This window comes from Streptomyces sp. NPDC002958 (genome assembly GCF_055563255.1).
Genome location: NZ_JBVHDS010000045.1, coordinates 1 through 14,149, shown reverse-complemented (window position 1 = coordinate 14,149; position 14,149 = coordinate 1). Strand labels below are relative to the sequence as shown.

Annotated in this window: 13 protein-coding genes and 4 pseudogenes; 6 read left to right on the top strand and 11 right to left on the bottom strand. The window is 68.2% G+C overall.

Annotation, left to right across the window (positions count from 1 at the left end):
- Window positions 1-594 precede the first annotated feature (594 nt).
- A complete protein-coding gene (locus tag ACZ3IC_RS33145; protein WP_467422298.1) occupies window positions 595-1,191 on the bottom strand; it encodes a dihydrofolate reductase family protein in 597 nt (198 codons plus the stop codon).
- 281 nt (window positions 1,192-1,472) lie between these two features.
- Here ACZ3IC_RS33145 and ACZ3IC_RS33140 point away from each other — a divergent pair, with 281 nt between their 5' ends.
- Window positions 1,473-1,622 carry a hypothetical protein gene (locus ACZ3IC_RS33140; protein ID WP_467422296.1) on the top strand — a complete coding sequence of 50 codons (150 nt, stop codon included), beginning with the start codon at window positions 1,473-1,475 and terminating at the stop codon, window positions 1,620-1,622.
- Between the two features lie 200 nt (window positions 1,623-1,822).
- Here the strand turns inward: ACZ3IC_RS33140 and ACZ3IC_RS33135 are convergent, their stop codons facing one another.
- From ACZ3IC_RS33135 to ACZ3IC_RS33105, 7 genes and pseudogenes are all read right to left on the bottom strand, one after another.
- Window positions 1,823-2,161, bottom strand: coding sequence for a hypothetical protein (locus ACZ3IC_RS33135; protein WP_467422294.1), 339 nt, complete (start codon window positions 2,159-2,161; stop codon window positions 1,823-1,825).
- Window positions 2,162-2,669: 508 nt separating this feature from the next.
- Window positions 2,670-3,247, bottom strand: a pseudogene (locus tag ACZ3IC_RS33130) (DUF3885 domain-containing protein).
- Between the two features lie 310 nt (window positions 3,248-3,557).
- On the bottom strand, window positions 3,558-4,910 hold the full coding sequence (locus ACZ3IC_RS33125; RefSeq protein WP_467422292.1) for a tetratricopeptide repeat protein: 1,353 nt from the start codon (window positions 4,908-4,910) through the stop codon (window positions 3,558-3,560).
- A gap of 56 nt (window positions 4,911-4,966) precedes the next feature.
- Window positions 4,967-5,230 (bottom strand): annotated as a pseudogene (locus ACZ3IC_RS33120) (isochorismatase family protein); the annotation flags it as partial.
- A 256-nt stretch (window positions 5,231-5,486) separates the two neighbouring features.
- Window positions 5,487-5,903 (bottom strand): CBS domain-containing protein, encoded by a 417-nt coding sequence (locus ACZ3IC_RS33115; RefSeq protein WP_467422290.1) that lies wholly within the window; start codon window positions 5,901-5,903, stop codon window positions 5,487-5,489.
- A gap of 68 nt (window positions 5,904-5,971) precedes the next feature.
- Window positions 5,972-6,532 (bottom strand): hemerythrin domain-containing protein, encoded by a 561-nt coding sequence (locus tag ACZ3IC_RS33110; protein WP_467422289.1) that lies wholly within the window; start codon window positions 6,530-6,532, stop codon window positions 5,972-5,974.
- 899 nt (window positions 6,533-7,431) lie between these two features.
- The gene (locus ACZ3IC_RS33105) at window positions 7,432-7,692 is read right to left on the bottom strand and encodes a hypothetical protein (protein WP_467422286.1); all 261 of its coding nucleotides are present in this window, start codon (window positions 7,690-7,692) and stop codon (window positions 7,432-7,434) included.
- A gap of 246 nt (window positions 7,693-7,938) precedes the next feature.
- Between ACZ3IC_RS33105 and ACZ3IC_RS33100 the strand changes: the two are divergent.
- The 3 genes and pseudogenes from ACZ3IC_RS33100 to ACZ3IC_RS33090 all read left to right on the top strand — a co-directional run.
- Window positions 7,939-8,088 (top strand): annotated as a pseudogene (locus ACZ3IC_RS33100) (IS5/IS1182 family transposase); the annotation flags it as partial.
- Between the two features lie 312 nt (window positions 8,089-8,400).
- Window positions 8,401-9,348 (top strand): non-homologous end joining protein Ku, encoded by a 948-nt coding sequence (gene ku / locus ACZ3IC_RS33095; protein WP_467422284.1) that lies wholly within the window; start codon window positions 8,401-8,403, stop codon window positions 9,346-9,348.
- A 22-nt stretch (window positions 9,349-9,370) separates the two neighbouring features.
- A complete protein-coding gene (locus tag ACZ3IC_RS33090; RefSeq protein ID WP_467422282.1) occupies window positions 9,371-10,321 on the top strand; it encodes an ATP-dependent DNA ligase in 951 nt (316 codons plus the stop codon).
- A 15-nt stretch (window positions 10,322-10,336) separates the two neighbouring features.
- On the opposite strand, the gene ACZ3IC_RS33085 is transcribed toward ACZ3IC_RS33090, so the two are convergent.
- Window positions 10,337-10,453: a DUF6233 domain-containing protein gene (locus tag ACZ3IC_RS33085; protein ID WP_467422279.1), complete on the bottom strand. Its 117-nt coding sequence runs from the start codon at window positions 10,451-10,453 to the stop codon at window positions 10,337-10,339.
- 279 nt (window positions 10,454-10,732) lie between these two features.
- Here ACZ3IC_RS33085 and ACZ3IC_RS33080 point away from each other — a divergent pair.
- Both ACZ3IC_RS33080 and ACZ3IC_RS33075 read left to right on the top strand, forming a co-directional pair.
- Window positions 10,733-11,157: pseudogene (locus ACZ3IC_RS33080) on the top strand (HD domain-containing protein).
- A 244-nt stretch (window positions 11,158-11,401) separates the two neighbouring features.
- Window positions 11,402-11,635 carry a DUF6207 family protein gene (locus tag ACZ3IC_RS33075; protein ID WP_467422277.1) on the top strand — a complete coding sequence of 78 codons (234 nt, stop codon included), beginning with the start codon at window positions 11,402-11,404 and terminating at the stop codon, window positions 11,633-11,635.
- A gap of 25 nt (window positions 11,636-11,660) precedes the next feature.
- Here ACZ3IC_RS33075 and ACZ3IC_RS33070 read toward each other — a convergent pair whose 3' ends face one another.
- Together ACZ3IC_RS33070 and ACZ3IC_RS33065 are read right to left on the bottom strand one after the other, a co-directional pair.
- Window positions 11,661-11,873 carry a hypothetical protein gene (locus ACZ3IC_RS33070; protein ID WP_467422274.1) on the bottom strand — a complete coding sequence of 71 codons (213 nt, stop codon included), beginning with the start codon at window positions 11,871-11,873 and terminating at the stop codon, window positions 11,661-11,663.
- 770 nt (window positions 11,874-12,643) lie between these two features.
- On the bottom strand, window positions 12,644-13,288 hold the full coding sequence (locus ACZ3IC_RS33065) for a dihydrofolate reductase family protein (RefSeq protein ID WP_467422272.1): 645 nt from the start codon (window positions 13,286-13,288) through the stop codon (window positions 12,644-12,646).
- Between the last annotated feature and the right edge of the window lie 861 nt (window positions 13,289-14,149).

Here is a 14,149-nt window from a genome sequence, read left to right as displayed (position 1 = left end):
GAACACGACGGCCTCAGCCTGCCTGGAACACGAAGCAACCACGACTGACCAGCAGAAACTCGCACATCAGATTCGGAAAAGAGACACCTTCTGAAACCGCCATCCCTCAGATCCCAGACGACCGCCAGCGTGGCCTGGCGTCGTCCAGGACGAAGCCAACCACGGTGATGTCCCGTGCCGGCGGCGCCACTCGCGCAGAGCCCGGAAGAACACTTTGAAGAGCGACGTCGGGCCACCCCGCAGCCCGAGGATGACCGGCCCCACCGATGCCCAGGTAATGGGGTGTGGCTTTGTTCACGAGTCGTGAAGTCAGCTGTTCCTCGGTTTGGGAGGCGCCCAGATCCACCGTCGGGTGGTGTCCACGAGTTTTGACGTCAGCGGGGTACTTGCCAGGACAGCATCGGCGTGTTCCTGGTGAAGCGGCCTGGCCGTACTGCAGATGTCGCACGTCGAGCCGCACGCGGCCGACTCGGGGCGCCCCCGCCGCATTCACTGCAGCCTTCCACGGCCATGGCTTGCGGCTGCGGTAGCGCTTACGTGGCCCTCCGAGCGCGCCGGCACCCGGCCTCGCGCAGCGCCGCCTGCCCGGGGGGCTCAGCTGGTGACGCGCGTGTAGGTGAGGAACACTGCGCCGCTCTTGAGGGCGGTGTGGTCGGTGAGGGTCCAGGTGCGCGGGTCGAAGGCGGCCTTGCGGGAGAACAGAGGGATTCCGTCGCCGATGGTCAGCGGGCCGACCTTGAGGATCAGTGTGTCGATCTCGGTGTACAGGGAGCCCGCCAGCTCGGCGCCGCCGAGCAGCCAGATGTCCTTGCCGTCCAGCTGCTTGAGCTCCCGCACGGTCGCCACCGGGTCGTCGGCGACCAGTTCGACGGCCGGGTCCGGGCTCGCGGTCAGGGTCCGGGAAAATACCAGGTGCCGCAGGTGGGGGTAGGCGTCGGTGATCCCGGCCGCAAGACCGATCTCGTAGCTGCGCCGCCCCTCGAGCACGGTGTCGAAGTGCGTGCCCCCCGCCGTGACGGACAGTGCCTGCCGGGCCTGGACGGGCAGCGTCTCCGGGTACTCGGCCACGAGGTGCTGAATGTAGTCCTCCGGTATAGGCCAGAAGCCGTTCGGGCCGGTGGGGTCCGCGCCGTCCGGACCCGCGATGAAGCCATCGAGAGTGGTGGCGATGTAGTGGACGAGTCTGCGCACGCCAAATCCCTTCCGTCAGTTCGCTACTGCGGTGCGGCCCGGGCCCGCCGGATGGCGTGCCGCGGTCGCGAAGCCGCCGAGTGATCATCGCACCGGAGCAACTACGCGAGCACCGTGCCGTCAAATCTCATGAACATTCGCACGCGCGCCGGGACCCAACTGCTGCTGAAACCAGCCGATAAACGCTGTCGCATGAAGTGAACAGAGCCAGGCGTGGATGACCGCACCATGCGGCACGGGCTGCGCTGGGGGAGCGCACAGCCGGTCCCGGGTCTGACATCTTGAGCGGGGCGCCCTACGAGACGCCCTACGAGACGCCGTACGAGGCGCCCTACGAGACGCCGTACGAGGCGCCCTACGAGACGTCGCACGAGGTGCTCTACGAGGCGCCCCAAGGGCGGTTGGGTGTGGGTCTTGGTCAAGGGGGTTGAGCTGCGCGGTCGGGGATTTGCGGCGACGCTGGGCCGCGCCGACACCTTCCCTACGAGGGTCCTCGGAAGTTCGCCCCGAGGTTCCGTCGGTCTTTCGGCGCGCGTTGCCAGGTCCTCGCGCAGCAGACCGCCCGGCAGGAAGAACAGCGCCGCGCCCTGGCCTCCTTCGTCCGGGGCTGGGGCGCGGCGGCAGGGACGTCCTAACCCTGCACCGGATGCTGGGCGGCCTGGGCGAAGTGCATGACGATTGCCTTCGCACCGGCGGCGACTTCGTCGATGAGCTCGTAGCCGCGGGGATCCTCGGGGTGGTTGCGGACCCAGATCATGGCGTAGCTGATGATCTGGTTGATGTCGCTGGGCCGCAGGAAGATGGCGTCACCGGTGTGGAGCCGCTCGGGAGCCTTGTGCTGCCACAGCCGGTAGTACCGGCCTTCAACATCGTTGAAGCCGAGATGGCGGTCGCCGTGCGGGTTGATCAAGTGAGTGGTGAAGGGCAGATCCTTGGGGCCCGGCTGCCAGGGCTGCTCCTGCTGGCTCAACACGTCCTCCGTCGACGTTCGGTGATCACGACGCATCCGAGTCTGTCAGCGCCGGTCCCGGCCTCGCAGAGCTTCCCTTCTGCCCGGTGCCGCCGACTGCAACACCAGCCCTTGGCACTGCAACGCAGCCAGTGAAACATCGCCGCGCGTTACACCCCTGACCTGCGGTGATGCCCCGGAACGGGGTCCGTGGGCTCCCGTGTTGCACCTCGCGTTGCAGGCCCGCGCCACATCGGGGACGCGCAGCTGACCATCGGGGCTGACGTCGGGGCGCCTGGCAGGGCGCCATGCAGGGCGTTCACGAGGGCGTTCACCAGGGCGCCTGGCGGGGCGCTTTACAGAGCGCCTCACGCCCGTACGGTGACCGGACAACGACGCAGGTCAGGCCATACGGTCAAGGGGAGCCGATCACGCCGACTACTTCACTGAGGGACTCTTTCCAGACCTGGTGAAGCTTCGACTACCTACCCAACCCCCTCCAGACGGCGGACCGCCCCGTCGGCAAACTTCAGGACTCCCGGCCGCTCGGATCCGAAAGGCTGGCGCACGGGAACAGCATCGGACCCCGAGCCTCAAGAGGCCCGGGGTCCGATGGATGCGGGAAGCGGTCAGAGGCCGGCCGGAGCGGCCTGGGGGGTCGGCGCCGGGCCCGCCCAGTCCATGCCCAGCGCGGCGAGGGCGGCGAGCTGATCGGCGGTGAGCTTGACGCCACGCGCCAGGGCCGGCGGGCGGCGAAGAGGTGGCAGTACGTGCGGAACGCAGGGTCAGGATCGTCCTCCACCAGCAGGCTCTGCCAATACCCGGTGACGGCCTGCGATCGTGGAACTTCTGCTTCGGTCGTCCAGAGCGGTGTGATCACATACACGTCCGCACCAGCGAACAGCTCATCGAGGACGGTGTTGTAACGCTCCAGGACGACGGTGTACTCGCTCTCGTCCTCTCCGCGTACCGCTTCGATTCCGGCAGGCTGTGAAAACGTACCCAGACATCCCGATACGGGCCCCTGAGCTTGTACCCAACCGGCGGGCAACTGGGCCAACGCTGCTGCCGCAGCTCCGTCAGATCCGCCTGCCCGTCTCCAGACACCCGTCGCACTCGTTCTCTCGCGCATGAATCTACCGACGACCATGATGCCGGTGCTCACGAGCAAGAGGCACCGACTTCTTAGCTGTCGCTTCGCGGCTGCTGATGTAGCCAGTCCAGTCGCGTTTGACGTAGTTCGTCCAGTCCGTTGCGTGGAGCTGAGGGAATTCGTGAAGGTCGCCAAGGACGCTGGGGTGGGGGACGACGAGTGCGTCACCGCCGAGGTATCGACCACCGGGAAGATCAAGGAGCTTGAGCTCGAGATCACGTGAGGCCGCCGGCCTCAACACCGTTGCGTTAGCGCCGTGGGCGGCTATTGAGGCCGTGGGCGAAGAATGCGACGGTGGTGTGGACGGTGTAGTTCTGGGCCTTCTGAGGGTGCTGTCCGGTGTTCGGTCCGTACTTGCTGGTGGGGTTCTTGCGTGTGCGGGCCTTCACTCGTCGCCGTCGGTGGGCGGGCAGGAGGTCGCTCAGGGCGGCGTGGCCGATCGTGCCGACCAGTTTGCCTGGCAACGTGCGACACCGCGTACCGGGTGTCGCCTTCAGGATGTGTCCTGGCCTGCTCGACCGCTTCGTCAACCCGGTCACAGGCGGCCAGCAGCGGGAGCCGGATCCAGAAGAGCTCCCACTCCTCCTCACCGTGACAACGTGCCTTGAGGGCGTCGAGGTAGGCCAGGCCGTCCTGGGGGCGGCCCTGGTCGGTATAGAGCGTGCAGAGCACGTGGACGACCCAGTCCTCGGCTCCGCCAGGAGCATCGGCCTGGGCGCGCATCACCGCAACCGCCTCCTCGCCCCGGCCGTGGCGCGCCAGGAATTGTGCGAGATCCACTGCCACGTTCCTTGAGCAGAAGGACGCGTCACCGGCCTGCCGGTACACGGCGATCGCGCCCTCCACGTCGTCGCGCTCCTCCAGCAGCTCCGCCAGACGCCGGGCGGCGATTCCGAAAGGCTCGGTCGCCGCGTACGTCCTCAGTTCTTCGATCCGGTCCTGCCGGGCCAGCAGGTCGGCCAGCTGGTCCCGGTTGTTGAGCGAGGTCTTATCCTGGGTGCGCAGCAGGGCGATGGCGTCGTCGATGCGGCCCTGGCGTTCACGGATCGCGGCGAGCAGTCCGATCGCCATGTCGGGGTCGAGGCCGCGGCAGCACCACGGGGCGTCGCACCGGTGCTCGTCCGGGATCTGGGCAGCGAGCAGCGCAGCCGCTTCGTCGTCCCGGCCGGCGCTGTCCGCGACGTCGGTCAGGGCCGCGGCGATGAGCCAGTCCTGAATGTGGGGCCGCAGCAGGTCGAATGCCTCGTCGCCCCGGCCGTGGCGGGCGAGCAGCCGTGCGTGGAATTCCAGTGCCAGCGGGTGCCCGGCCTCCATGCGTGATCGGGACAGCGCGATCGCCTCGTCGGCCCGCCCCCAGCTCTCCAGCAGTTCCGCCGTGCTCCTGACAGCCGTCCACCAACCCGTCGCGACGTAGGGGGCGAGCACCTCCAGCGCCTGCTCCTCGCGGCCCTGACCGGCCAACAGCCGCGCCCACCCCTGCGCGCAGAACCACTCACCACGACCGGCCCACAACTCCACCTCCTCGGCATGGCCGAGCTCGAGAAGCCGGGAGACCAGATGCGGCGGGATGCAGCCGGACTGCGTCCGGACCCGATAGTCAAGATCACCAATGTCCACGACGACGTACCGTAGCCCCACCCCCTGACAGCGCCGACAGCTCTCGTGCCGTCCATCAGGGACTCCGCGTCCGGCCGCAGCGGCTCCACGAGAGCGGCGTGCGGCGTCGCCAGGGTCTCGTCGAGCAGCTCGCCGTGGTGGGAGCGCCACTGTCCCCAGTTGTCGTTGGCGTAGATCACCGGGGTCCCGGCCGCGCGGGCGCGGCTGAGCAACGAAACGATCCCGGGCACCGCCGCCGTAGCGACGGGCAGCAAAAGTTCCGCGTCCCTGTGCTCATAGGTGTTGATCATGTCGATGACGATGAGTGCCGAGCCCGTCATGCCACCGCCATCTCCTGTCCGTTCCCTGCCGGCGCTCGTCCGGCAACTACGCCATCGATGGAGCGTGCCGGTTGACTTTCACTCTGGGGATGGATGGCGGCGGCGGGGGCCCGACCCGCCGCACGCCGTCGGCCAGCCAGGTACGAACCGCCGCCGCCAAACTCGCCTTGGGGCTCTGGCGTACGGCCATGGAACCCGGACCTGCTGACGCGCTCGGCTCCGGCAGCGACAGATGCTCCCTGGGGCCGCGAGCCGTTCAGTCGGTGGAGAGCGCTTCCAGTAGGTCGCCTACCTGGGGGTTGGGCAGGGCGCGGGCCACGTCGGCCTGGGCGACCATGCCGACCAGGCGGTGGCCGTCGATGACCGGCAGTCGGCGGACCTTGTGTGTGCTCATGGTGCGCATGATCTCGGTGGCGTCGTCGTCGGCGCCGATCGTTACGGCTTCGCTCTGGGCGAGTTCGCCGGCGGTGGTCGACGCCGGGTCCTTGCCGGCCCCCAGGACCTTGATCACGATGTCCCGGTCGGTGAGAACACCCTTGAGCTTGTCGTCCGTGCCGCAGATCGGGAGCGCGCCGACGCCCATTTCAGTCATCTTCCGGGCCGCGAGCAGGACCGGCTCGTCAGCGCCGATGCATTCGGCGCCCTCGGTCATGATCTCTCGTGCAGTAGTCATCGTCCGCTCTCCTTTGTCACTGTTCCTGGTCCGGCCGATCGGCCGGGAACGTCAGGGGCTGTGTGTGCTCAGCCCTTGCCGCGGCCGGTCAGCAGGTCGCGGGCCCGGTCCACCAGCCCGACGCCGGGGCCCAGCAGCTTGTTGCCGGGCGGGGTGTCCGGGGCGGAGGGGTGCGGGCGGGTGGGGGCCGTCTTCTTCGCTGTGCGTACCTTGTCGCCCAGTTCGTCCAAAGCTGCGGGTGTGCAGGCCGCGGCGAGCAGGGGGAACAACCGGCCTTCCTCATCGCGCACGTGCTCGCTCACCTCGAGCTTCAGCTGCGCCACCAGAGGTTCGAACTGCGGGTCGTCCGCAGCCATGCCCTCCAGGTCCTTGAGGTGTTGTTCCACCTGGGCGTGATCGGAGAGCTCCTTGTCCGCGATCACGTCTCCGTCTTCAACGTGCCTGCGCACGGCCGGGTACAGGTACATCTCCTCTGCGACGGCGTGGCGTACCAGTTCGATGGTGAGCTCATCGGCCAGCTTCCGGCGCTGCTCATCGCCGGCCGGCTGAGCCTCGATCTTCGCGAACAGTTCGTCGACCTCGCGGTGGTCGGTGGTGAGTTCCGCGATCACATTGCCGCCGTGTCCCATAAGGGTTAAATCCCTCCGATTTTGTGGAACGGTGAACTGAAGGCAGCTCACCGTTCCACAACGAACACCCGGAGACCCTTCAACACGCATACGGTGTGGCCGTCCAGGTGACGATCCGTCGGCTGCGCTGTCACAAGTGGGCGGCCGGAGAGGGGTCCCGTGAGGCAGTCCAGGCGCGTGTAGCGGGCCGCCCGCACGCGTCGGGCGCGGTTCTCTGGGTGCAGTGGGCGGCATGCGTCCGCCCTCGCGCCGGCGAACACGCTCACCCCCAGCGTTCCACTCGCGCCACAAGGGGTGGTTTATCCGGACGGTGCGCCGCGACCGGCCGCGTACCCGGCTGGCGGCTCGGTCGGCGTGAGTACGCTAGGTGGCGTGGCCCTCGTCAAATGTCGGACACAGCGAAGAGCGCGCCATCCGGGTCGCGGATGACGGAGGTGTCGTTCGGGGCGCCGGCGGGAAAGCGAACCGGTGAGGATTCGCCCCCGGCCGTGGCGGCCGCCACCGCGGTCTACCTGCGACGTTCCACCGAGGCCTCAGTTTCGGATGCGGATCGGTTTCGGTGCCTTCGCCGCGCAGGTCGCGACGGTGCGCCCCCGGCCTGAATCATGATGCAGTCCTGGGCGTGGCGTCGGCTGCGCCAGGGCTTGGCGAGGCTGGAAGGCAGGCGGAGGCGACAAATGCCTTGCGGTCAATCCTCGCCTGCCCCGCTCCCTGAAGACCTACAGCAACGACTGCGGCTGAACGACGGGCCCACGTGGCACAAGCTCGCACCACCGAACGGCGCCCGTTCGTAAGCCTTCGACGACGAAGCCGGAACCCTCAACCACCTCGGACCCGAAGCTCACCGACTCGGGTGAGGGCTTCACGATGGCCGATCACGACGACTGCGACATGGGCTGTCAGTCGGCCACGGTGTGCAGCGCGTCAGATGGGGTCTCCTGGTCGTCGTGCTCGTAATTGGCGAGGGCCAGACCGATAGCGAAGAAGGTCGGCGCCCACTCGCCGATGAAGATGCCCCAGTGATCTGCACGCTCCGTCCCGCGGCACTCCGCTTTCAACGACCCGGCCCACGAGGCAACGGCCAGACCGACGGAAAGGAAGCCGGCGCAGTACGCGTGCTCGGACTTCAGACCCTTCTCGTGCAGCACTTTGATGATCATGGCTCTCCCGAGAGTCAGATGCCTCCATCCAGCGTCGCGCAGGAAGCCGTCCGCTGCACCTGGGGCAGGCGGTCACTGAACACCGGGCCCGAATCCCAAGGCACCCAAGGACATCGGCCCGAACATCCCGCGCAGGCCGTACCAGGGGCATGACTGCGCTCAAGCAGATCGCGCTCGACTCCTACGACCGGATTGTCGGCCTCGTCCTCGACCAGATCGCCGTGGACGGCTCCGAACGCACCCACGCAGAACACCTTCTACCGGCTCGCGCTGCTACGAACGTCGCACCACCGTCATCGACGCATTCTTCGACCTCCGACACGATCATCACCGTGCGCAGCCTGATCCGGCAGGACGACTCACCGCTGGGACGAACGTCCACACCGCCGACCGTGACCGCACGCCTATCCGCACGACCTCTCAATGCGCACCAGACAGCCCGCTCATCGCGGGGATACGCAGGACCGCCTGAAATCGGCTGGAACACAGCAGAGCCCGGAGAGCCGGCCCGCTCTGTCGGCGTGGCCGCTCCGGCCGCGCGCCGGACGGCGTCTTTGTGATGCGATCACGCCCGACCCGCACAAGGATCGGAGTACGGGAGGTGACCCGGCCGCGCCCCTGTCTCCGCGCGGCGTCAGCGCGCATTCCTTCCCGGCGCGCTGGTCCGCTTCCCGTCCCACTACCCGCCTGGGAGGCCTGGAGGTACGTATGCCGAGGCCCTTGTGGACCGGAGCAGTCAGCTTTGGCCTGGTCACCATCCCGATCAAGGTCATCAGCGCGACCGAGGACCATGGGATCCACTTCCACCAGGTCCATCTGGAGGACATGGGCAGGGTCCGCACGCGCAAGGTCTGCTCGATCGAGGACGAGGTCGTGCCGCAGGAGGAGATCGGCAAGGGCTACGAGGTCGCGAAGGACGAGCTCGTCCCGGTCACCGATGAAGAGCTCGACGAGATGCCGCTGCCCACCGCGAAGGCGATCGAGATCGTGGCGTTCGTCGACGCCGACAGCATCGACCCGATCCGGATCAGCGACAGCTACTACCTCGCGATCGACGGACGGGTAGCGGCCAAGCCGTACACGTTGCTCCGCAAGGCGCTGGAGCGCTCCGACAAGGTCGCCGTCGCCAAATTCGCGTGGCACAACCGCGAGCGCCTCGGTCTGCTCCGGGTACGCGACGACGCGATCGTGCTGCACGCGATGCGGTGGCCCGACGAGATCCGCAGCCCCGAGTCCCTCAAGCCCAAGGATGTCGACTTGGCCGACGAGGAGATCGAGCGTGCTGTCCAGCTCACCGACACCATGGCCCTCGATGACATCTCCGGTTTCCGGGATGAGTACCGCGACGCCCTGGAGGAGCTGATCGAGGCAAAGTCGGAGGGCACCGAGCTCCCGGGGCCCGCCGGGGACGAGGAGGAGCGGGAATCCGGGAAGGTCGTCGACCTGATGGCTGCCCTGAACGCCTCCGTCAAGGCGGCCAGGGAATCGCGCGGCGAGCACGACCAGGACGCCACCGTGCACAGCATGCAGCCGCGCAAGAAGGCCGCCCCGGCCAGGAAAGCCACCGAGAAGAAGACCACGGCCGGGAAGAAGCGCACGGCGAAGAAGACCACCACGAAGAAGACCGCGGCCGAGAGGAAGCGCAGTGCGTCCTGAGCAGGCGCGAAGCGGGATGGTCATGAGGTTGCCGCGGACCGCTCCGATGCTTGCGACGCCGGGCAGTCTGCCGCCCGTGGCCGTGGAGGACCGGTGGGCGTTCGAGGTGAAGCAGGACGGGCAGCGGGCCATCGTCTACCTGCCGGGCGACGGAAGCACGATCCTGCGGTCCCGGTCCGGGGCGGACATCACCGCCGGCTACCCGGAACTCGCGGCACTCGGGTCCGTGCTCGGCCGGCCCGCGGTCCTGGACGGCGAGATCGTCGCACTCGACAACGAGGGGCGCAGTGACTTCGAGCGGCTGCAGTCCCGCATGGGACTGACCTCCGCACCGAAGGCCGCCCGGATGGCACGGTTGGTGCCGGCGCATCTGGTTCTGTTCGATGTCGTGTACCTGGTCGGCCGCAGCCTTACCGGGCTGCCGTACACCGAGCGCCGCACATGCCTGGAGGACCTGGGACTGGACGGGAAGCACTGGTCGACGCCCGCGGCAGTCGTCGGACACGGCGAGCAGGCGCTGGAGATGACCCGGACCGCGGGGATGGAAGGCTTGATCGCGAAACGGCTGGCATCGGTGTACGAACCCGGGGTCCGGTCCCGCTCGTGGATCAAGATCCGGCACGTCCGGACCATTGATGTGATCGTGGGCGGGTGGGTGCCCGGCCGAGGCCGGCTCACCGGCCTGCCCGGTGCGCTGCTGGTGGGCGACGTTCATGAAGGCGGGCTGCGGTATGTGGGCAGCGTCGGTACCGGGTGGAGGGACACCGAGCGCACCACACTCGCCGGACTGCTCCACGTCGCCGCGATCGACGAGTGCCCCTTCGACAACGCACCAGGCGTGGCCGGAGCACGATGGGTCCTGCCGCGCCTGGTCGGCGAGGTCCGCTACACGAGCCGGACCCGGGCGGGGCTGCTGCGCCAGCCCTCCTGGTACCGGCTGCGCCCCGACCTCGCCCCGGACGACATCACCTGACCCGGGGCGCCTTATCTACTGCGGCTGCAGTCCAGTCTGCGGATTACAGATCGAACAGGGCTCGATGTCCGGCTCGGCCAGCGCGATCACCGCGTCCTCACGCTCCAGGAACCCGAACGGAGCGCTGTACAAGTCGGCAGGTCCCGCGCGACCGCGGCCTGGCCGGCTGGGACGCGCTGACCCTGCTGCGCGGCCTCGCAGTCGGCCTGGTCGAAGCACCCGGCTTCGTCGACCTGTACGCACACTCCCTGCACGCGCTCCTTGTCGTGGCGCCGTGGCTGCCGCAGGCGGCCGGCCCGCTCGCCTCACCGCTGCGCGAGCGCACGGCCCAGCTGCTGGACGGCGTTCAGCTTCGGCACGATCACGCCGGGAGCTGGGCAGGGTTCATTACGTTCTCGACAACAACCGCACCTGAGCAACCGGAGGCATGTCGACACCGGCTGGTGGTTCACCGGCAACAAGAACCCCGAGTCGGTTGCCGAGCACTTCTTCCATGTCGGGATCAACGGCTCGGTCCTCGCCATGATGGAAGGCGCCGACCCGGCCCGGGTCGCGCTGATGTGCCTGTTCCACGACAGCCAGGAAACCCGCGTCGGCAACATCCCGCACATCGGCCGCCGCTACCTGCGGGCCGCCCCGAACGGCGAAGTGACCACGGACCAGGTCTCAACCAGGCGGTGGAGTACCGGGAACAGGGCTACAGCCTCACCCAGAACTGGATCGACACCAGCCTCGCGTCACTCAAGACGCCGTCGGCGAAGGCCCTCGCCGAGACCGCGCTGTCCATGCCGTCGCTGGAGTGGCAGCAGAACTACCTCCGACAGCCCGACCAGTAACCGGCCGGTTCAGCCCGCCCGGTGCAGTGTCGCCGGGGCCTGCACCCTCTGGGGTGGCGCGGGCCCCGGTGGGGCAGCAGCCCAGGTCGTCCTGTCACAGACCGCGGGCTTCACCTTCTCTGTCTACGGGCCCGGTGGCACCCCCGCGACCTGCGGCGGGCAGCGTGACTACGGCTGTCACCCGTCCGGGCGGTCGCGGGGCTGCCGACGAACCAGGCCGCCGTACCGCGTCGTCATCGGAGGCATGCGTATCGACGAGCAGCACATCACCGAGCCGGGCCTCGTGGTCCTGGACGTCACCGCCGCCGACGACGGTGACCCGCGCGAAGTCCGGGCCCAGACGACTGCCCGCCTCGGTGCACATGCCCCGCATCGGCTGCGGCCTGGCCGACGGCACACCTGGGACCGCGTGGTACCCCTCGTCATCGATGCGCTGTGCGCCCGGGACGTCCGGACGGTCGTCTACGACCGTGCGTAGCCGTGCCCACGGGGCTCCGGGCCGGTCAGCGGACGTCGTCGCGGAACACCGGTTCCCCCGCCAGCAGCCGGTCGAACAGCTCGTACCGGTCCAGGCGCAACTCGTCGTCGCCGTCGCTGTCGTCGTCCTTGGTGAAGACCTCGTCCACCAGCAGCGCGCGCAGCTGCTCCCGCAGGCCCTCCCGGTCGTCCCATCCCAGGCGGTAGGTGTCGTAGTCGAGGTGGATGCCGGCGTCCACCCTGGCAGCCCCGCGATCCCCCGGGTCCTCCTCCAGGACCAGCCGCGCCCGGACGGTGCCCGTGGCTGTCGTACGGGGTCGAGGCAGACGCAGGAGACGATGTCCGCTCCGAGATCGCCCCGGACCAGCAGGTCGCCGGCGCTGAACACCGCGCGCGCCGTCACGTTCCCGCCGACGACGATCACGGAGCCGACTTCGCGGTCGTACAGGCAGCCGCCGACGGTGAGCGAGCCGGTGACCACGATCGCCGTCGGCACATACAGATGGCCGGTGACGACGAGGTCGCCATGGTGGAGCAGCGGCTCCCACAGCTCCTGATCGCCCGTCAGGGGCCGGGCTGAGCCGTGATCGCTGCGCACCTTGGTGCCGCGCTCCAGCAGCCGCCAGAACGCGTCGGGACCGCCGTCGTGGTGATTCAGATCGGTGAGGATCTGCCCGACTCCTTGGGTGGCGGTCGGCAGCTCCCGACCGCCTTCCGCGCCCCGACGATCGGGATCGCTCTTCATCGGGTCAACGGGGTCAACTGCCATGCGGAGCAGGGTAGTGTCCTGCACTGACAACCGGCCCGCCGTGATCACCTGAGCCATCTGCCGGATCGTGGCAATCCGCACACACCCCAGCATCCGCAGCGCGTCAGCCCGCACCTTCGCGGTCGTGGGAGTGGACTTCTTCCCCTTCGCTGACTCCTCAGGGAAAGGGAGACTCGACGGCCCGCCTCAGGGTAGCCCTGGGAGGCAAAACAGCCAGCCGGGGCCAGCCCTGAGGACCGGTCACTTTCGCCAGAACAGGTGGTGCGTCACCCCGCTCGGGCTGGGAACGACTTCCAGGTGGAACCGGTCGAGCAGCTCATCAGGGGACTCCCAGAGTCGTACTCCGGACCCGAGCTTCACCGGCGAGACCGCCACGTGCAGCGTGTCGACGAGGTCTGCGTCGAGGAACTGCCTGATGGTGGTAGCCCCGCCGCCGAGTCGGACGTCCTTGCCCTGCGCCGCCTCCCGGGCCTGCTTGAGGACCGTGGCAGGGTCGCCGTCGACGAAGTGGAACGTGGTGTCGGAGAGCGTGAGCGAAGGACGCTTGTGGTGGGTCAGGACGAACACCGGGGTGCGGAACGGGGGCTCGTCACCCCACCAGCCCTGCCACTCGTGGTTGTGCCAGGGCCCCCGCTGGGGCCCGAACTTGTTACGGCCCATGATCTCGGCGCCGACGTTGCGGGCGTAGTCCCGCGTGAGGTAGTCGTCCAGGCCCCGGCTGCCCCCGGGGTCGGTGCGCATGGGCCAGCTCGCCGTGGCGCCGGCCCAGGCAAACAGTCTCTCGGGCTCGGCATGACCGAATGGCCTCTCGAGGGTCTGGTCCTCACCGGCACCGATTCCGTCACTCGAGACGTTGAAGTTCTGGACTCTCAGTAGCTGAGCCACGTGTTCCTCCTGTGTTGTCGACAACGGTGGTAAGACTTGCCGGGCCGGGAAAGCTCATCGCTGCGTCCGTGACCGGTCAGAAATTGGGCTACCCAGTATCCCGACCTGTGAGGTTTGCGCGGTTTGCAGGCTCCTGTGGTGAAGGGGCGTCAGCCCCTGCGGAGCCTTTCACCATGCCCCGGGGAGACGAGCCGCGCGGCGGCTTCCCGGGAGCTGGCTGAGGAGACCGGTGTCCACGTCACCGCCGACGACCTGCGTCAGAGCTGGGCGTAGCAGCGCATACGAACGGGCGGCGGGGCCGGGCAGCTAAGAGCAGTGCACACACTGCTACCGCACAGGCAAACACGATTGAGGCCCGACGCTGCACGAATACTCCTTCTGCCCGTAGGTGCATTGCCAATGCTGGGCCGTCAGCCGATGTACCCCTGACTGCGGCCGACGGCTTGGAAGCACAGGTCCCCATCCTGTACCAGTCTGGTCCCTCAGACCATCGGTTCCGGGTACCGCAGTACTCATTCACATGGGAACCAACTCTGCCAGGCAGCTTCGTCGTTGAAGCGTTTACCGCGCCTCCCGGTGCCTGACCGAGCTGGAACTAGGGCCAATACCGGTGTTTTAGGACTTCACTCGTGGGGTTGGGGCTGTTCTGGTGGGCTCGACGAGGGCGACGACGGGGGTGTCCGGGCGGGGTCGGTTGTTGTGTTCGGTGCGTTTGAGCGGCCAGTTGGACATTTTGCGTTTGATCACTCGCGGGTTGGACCGTAACCGTCTTGGTGCCAGGAGACGTTCGGTGATCTCACGCAGGGTCTGCGTCAGTGCCCGGGCGAGCCGGGAGGGGGGAAAATCCCGCCTGGCCGGTGG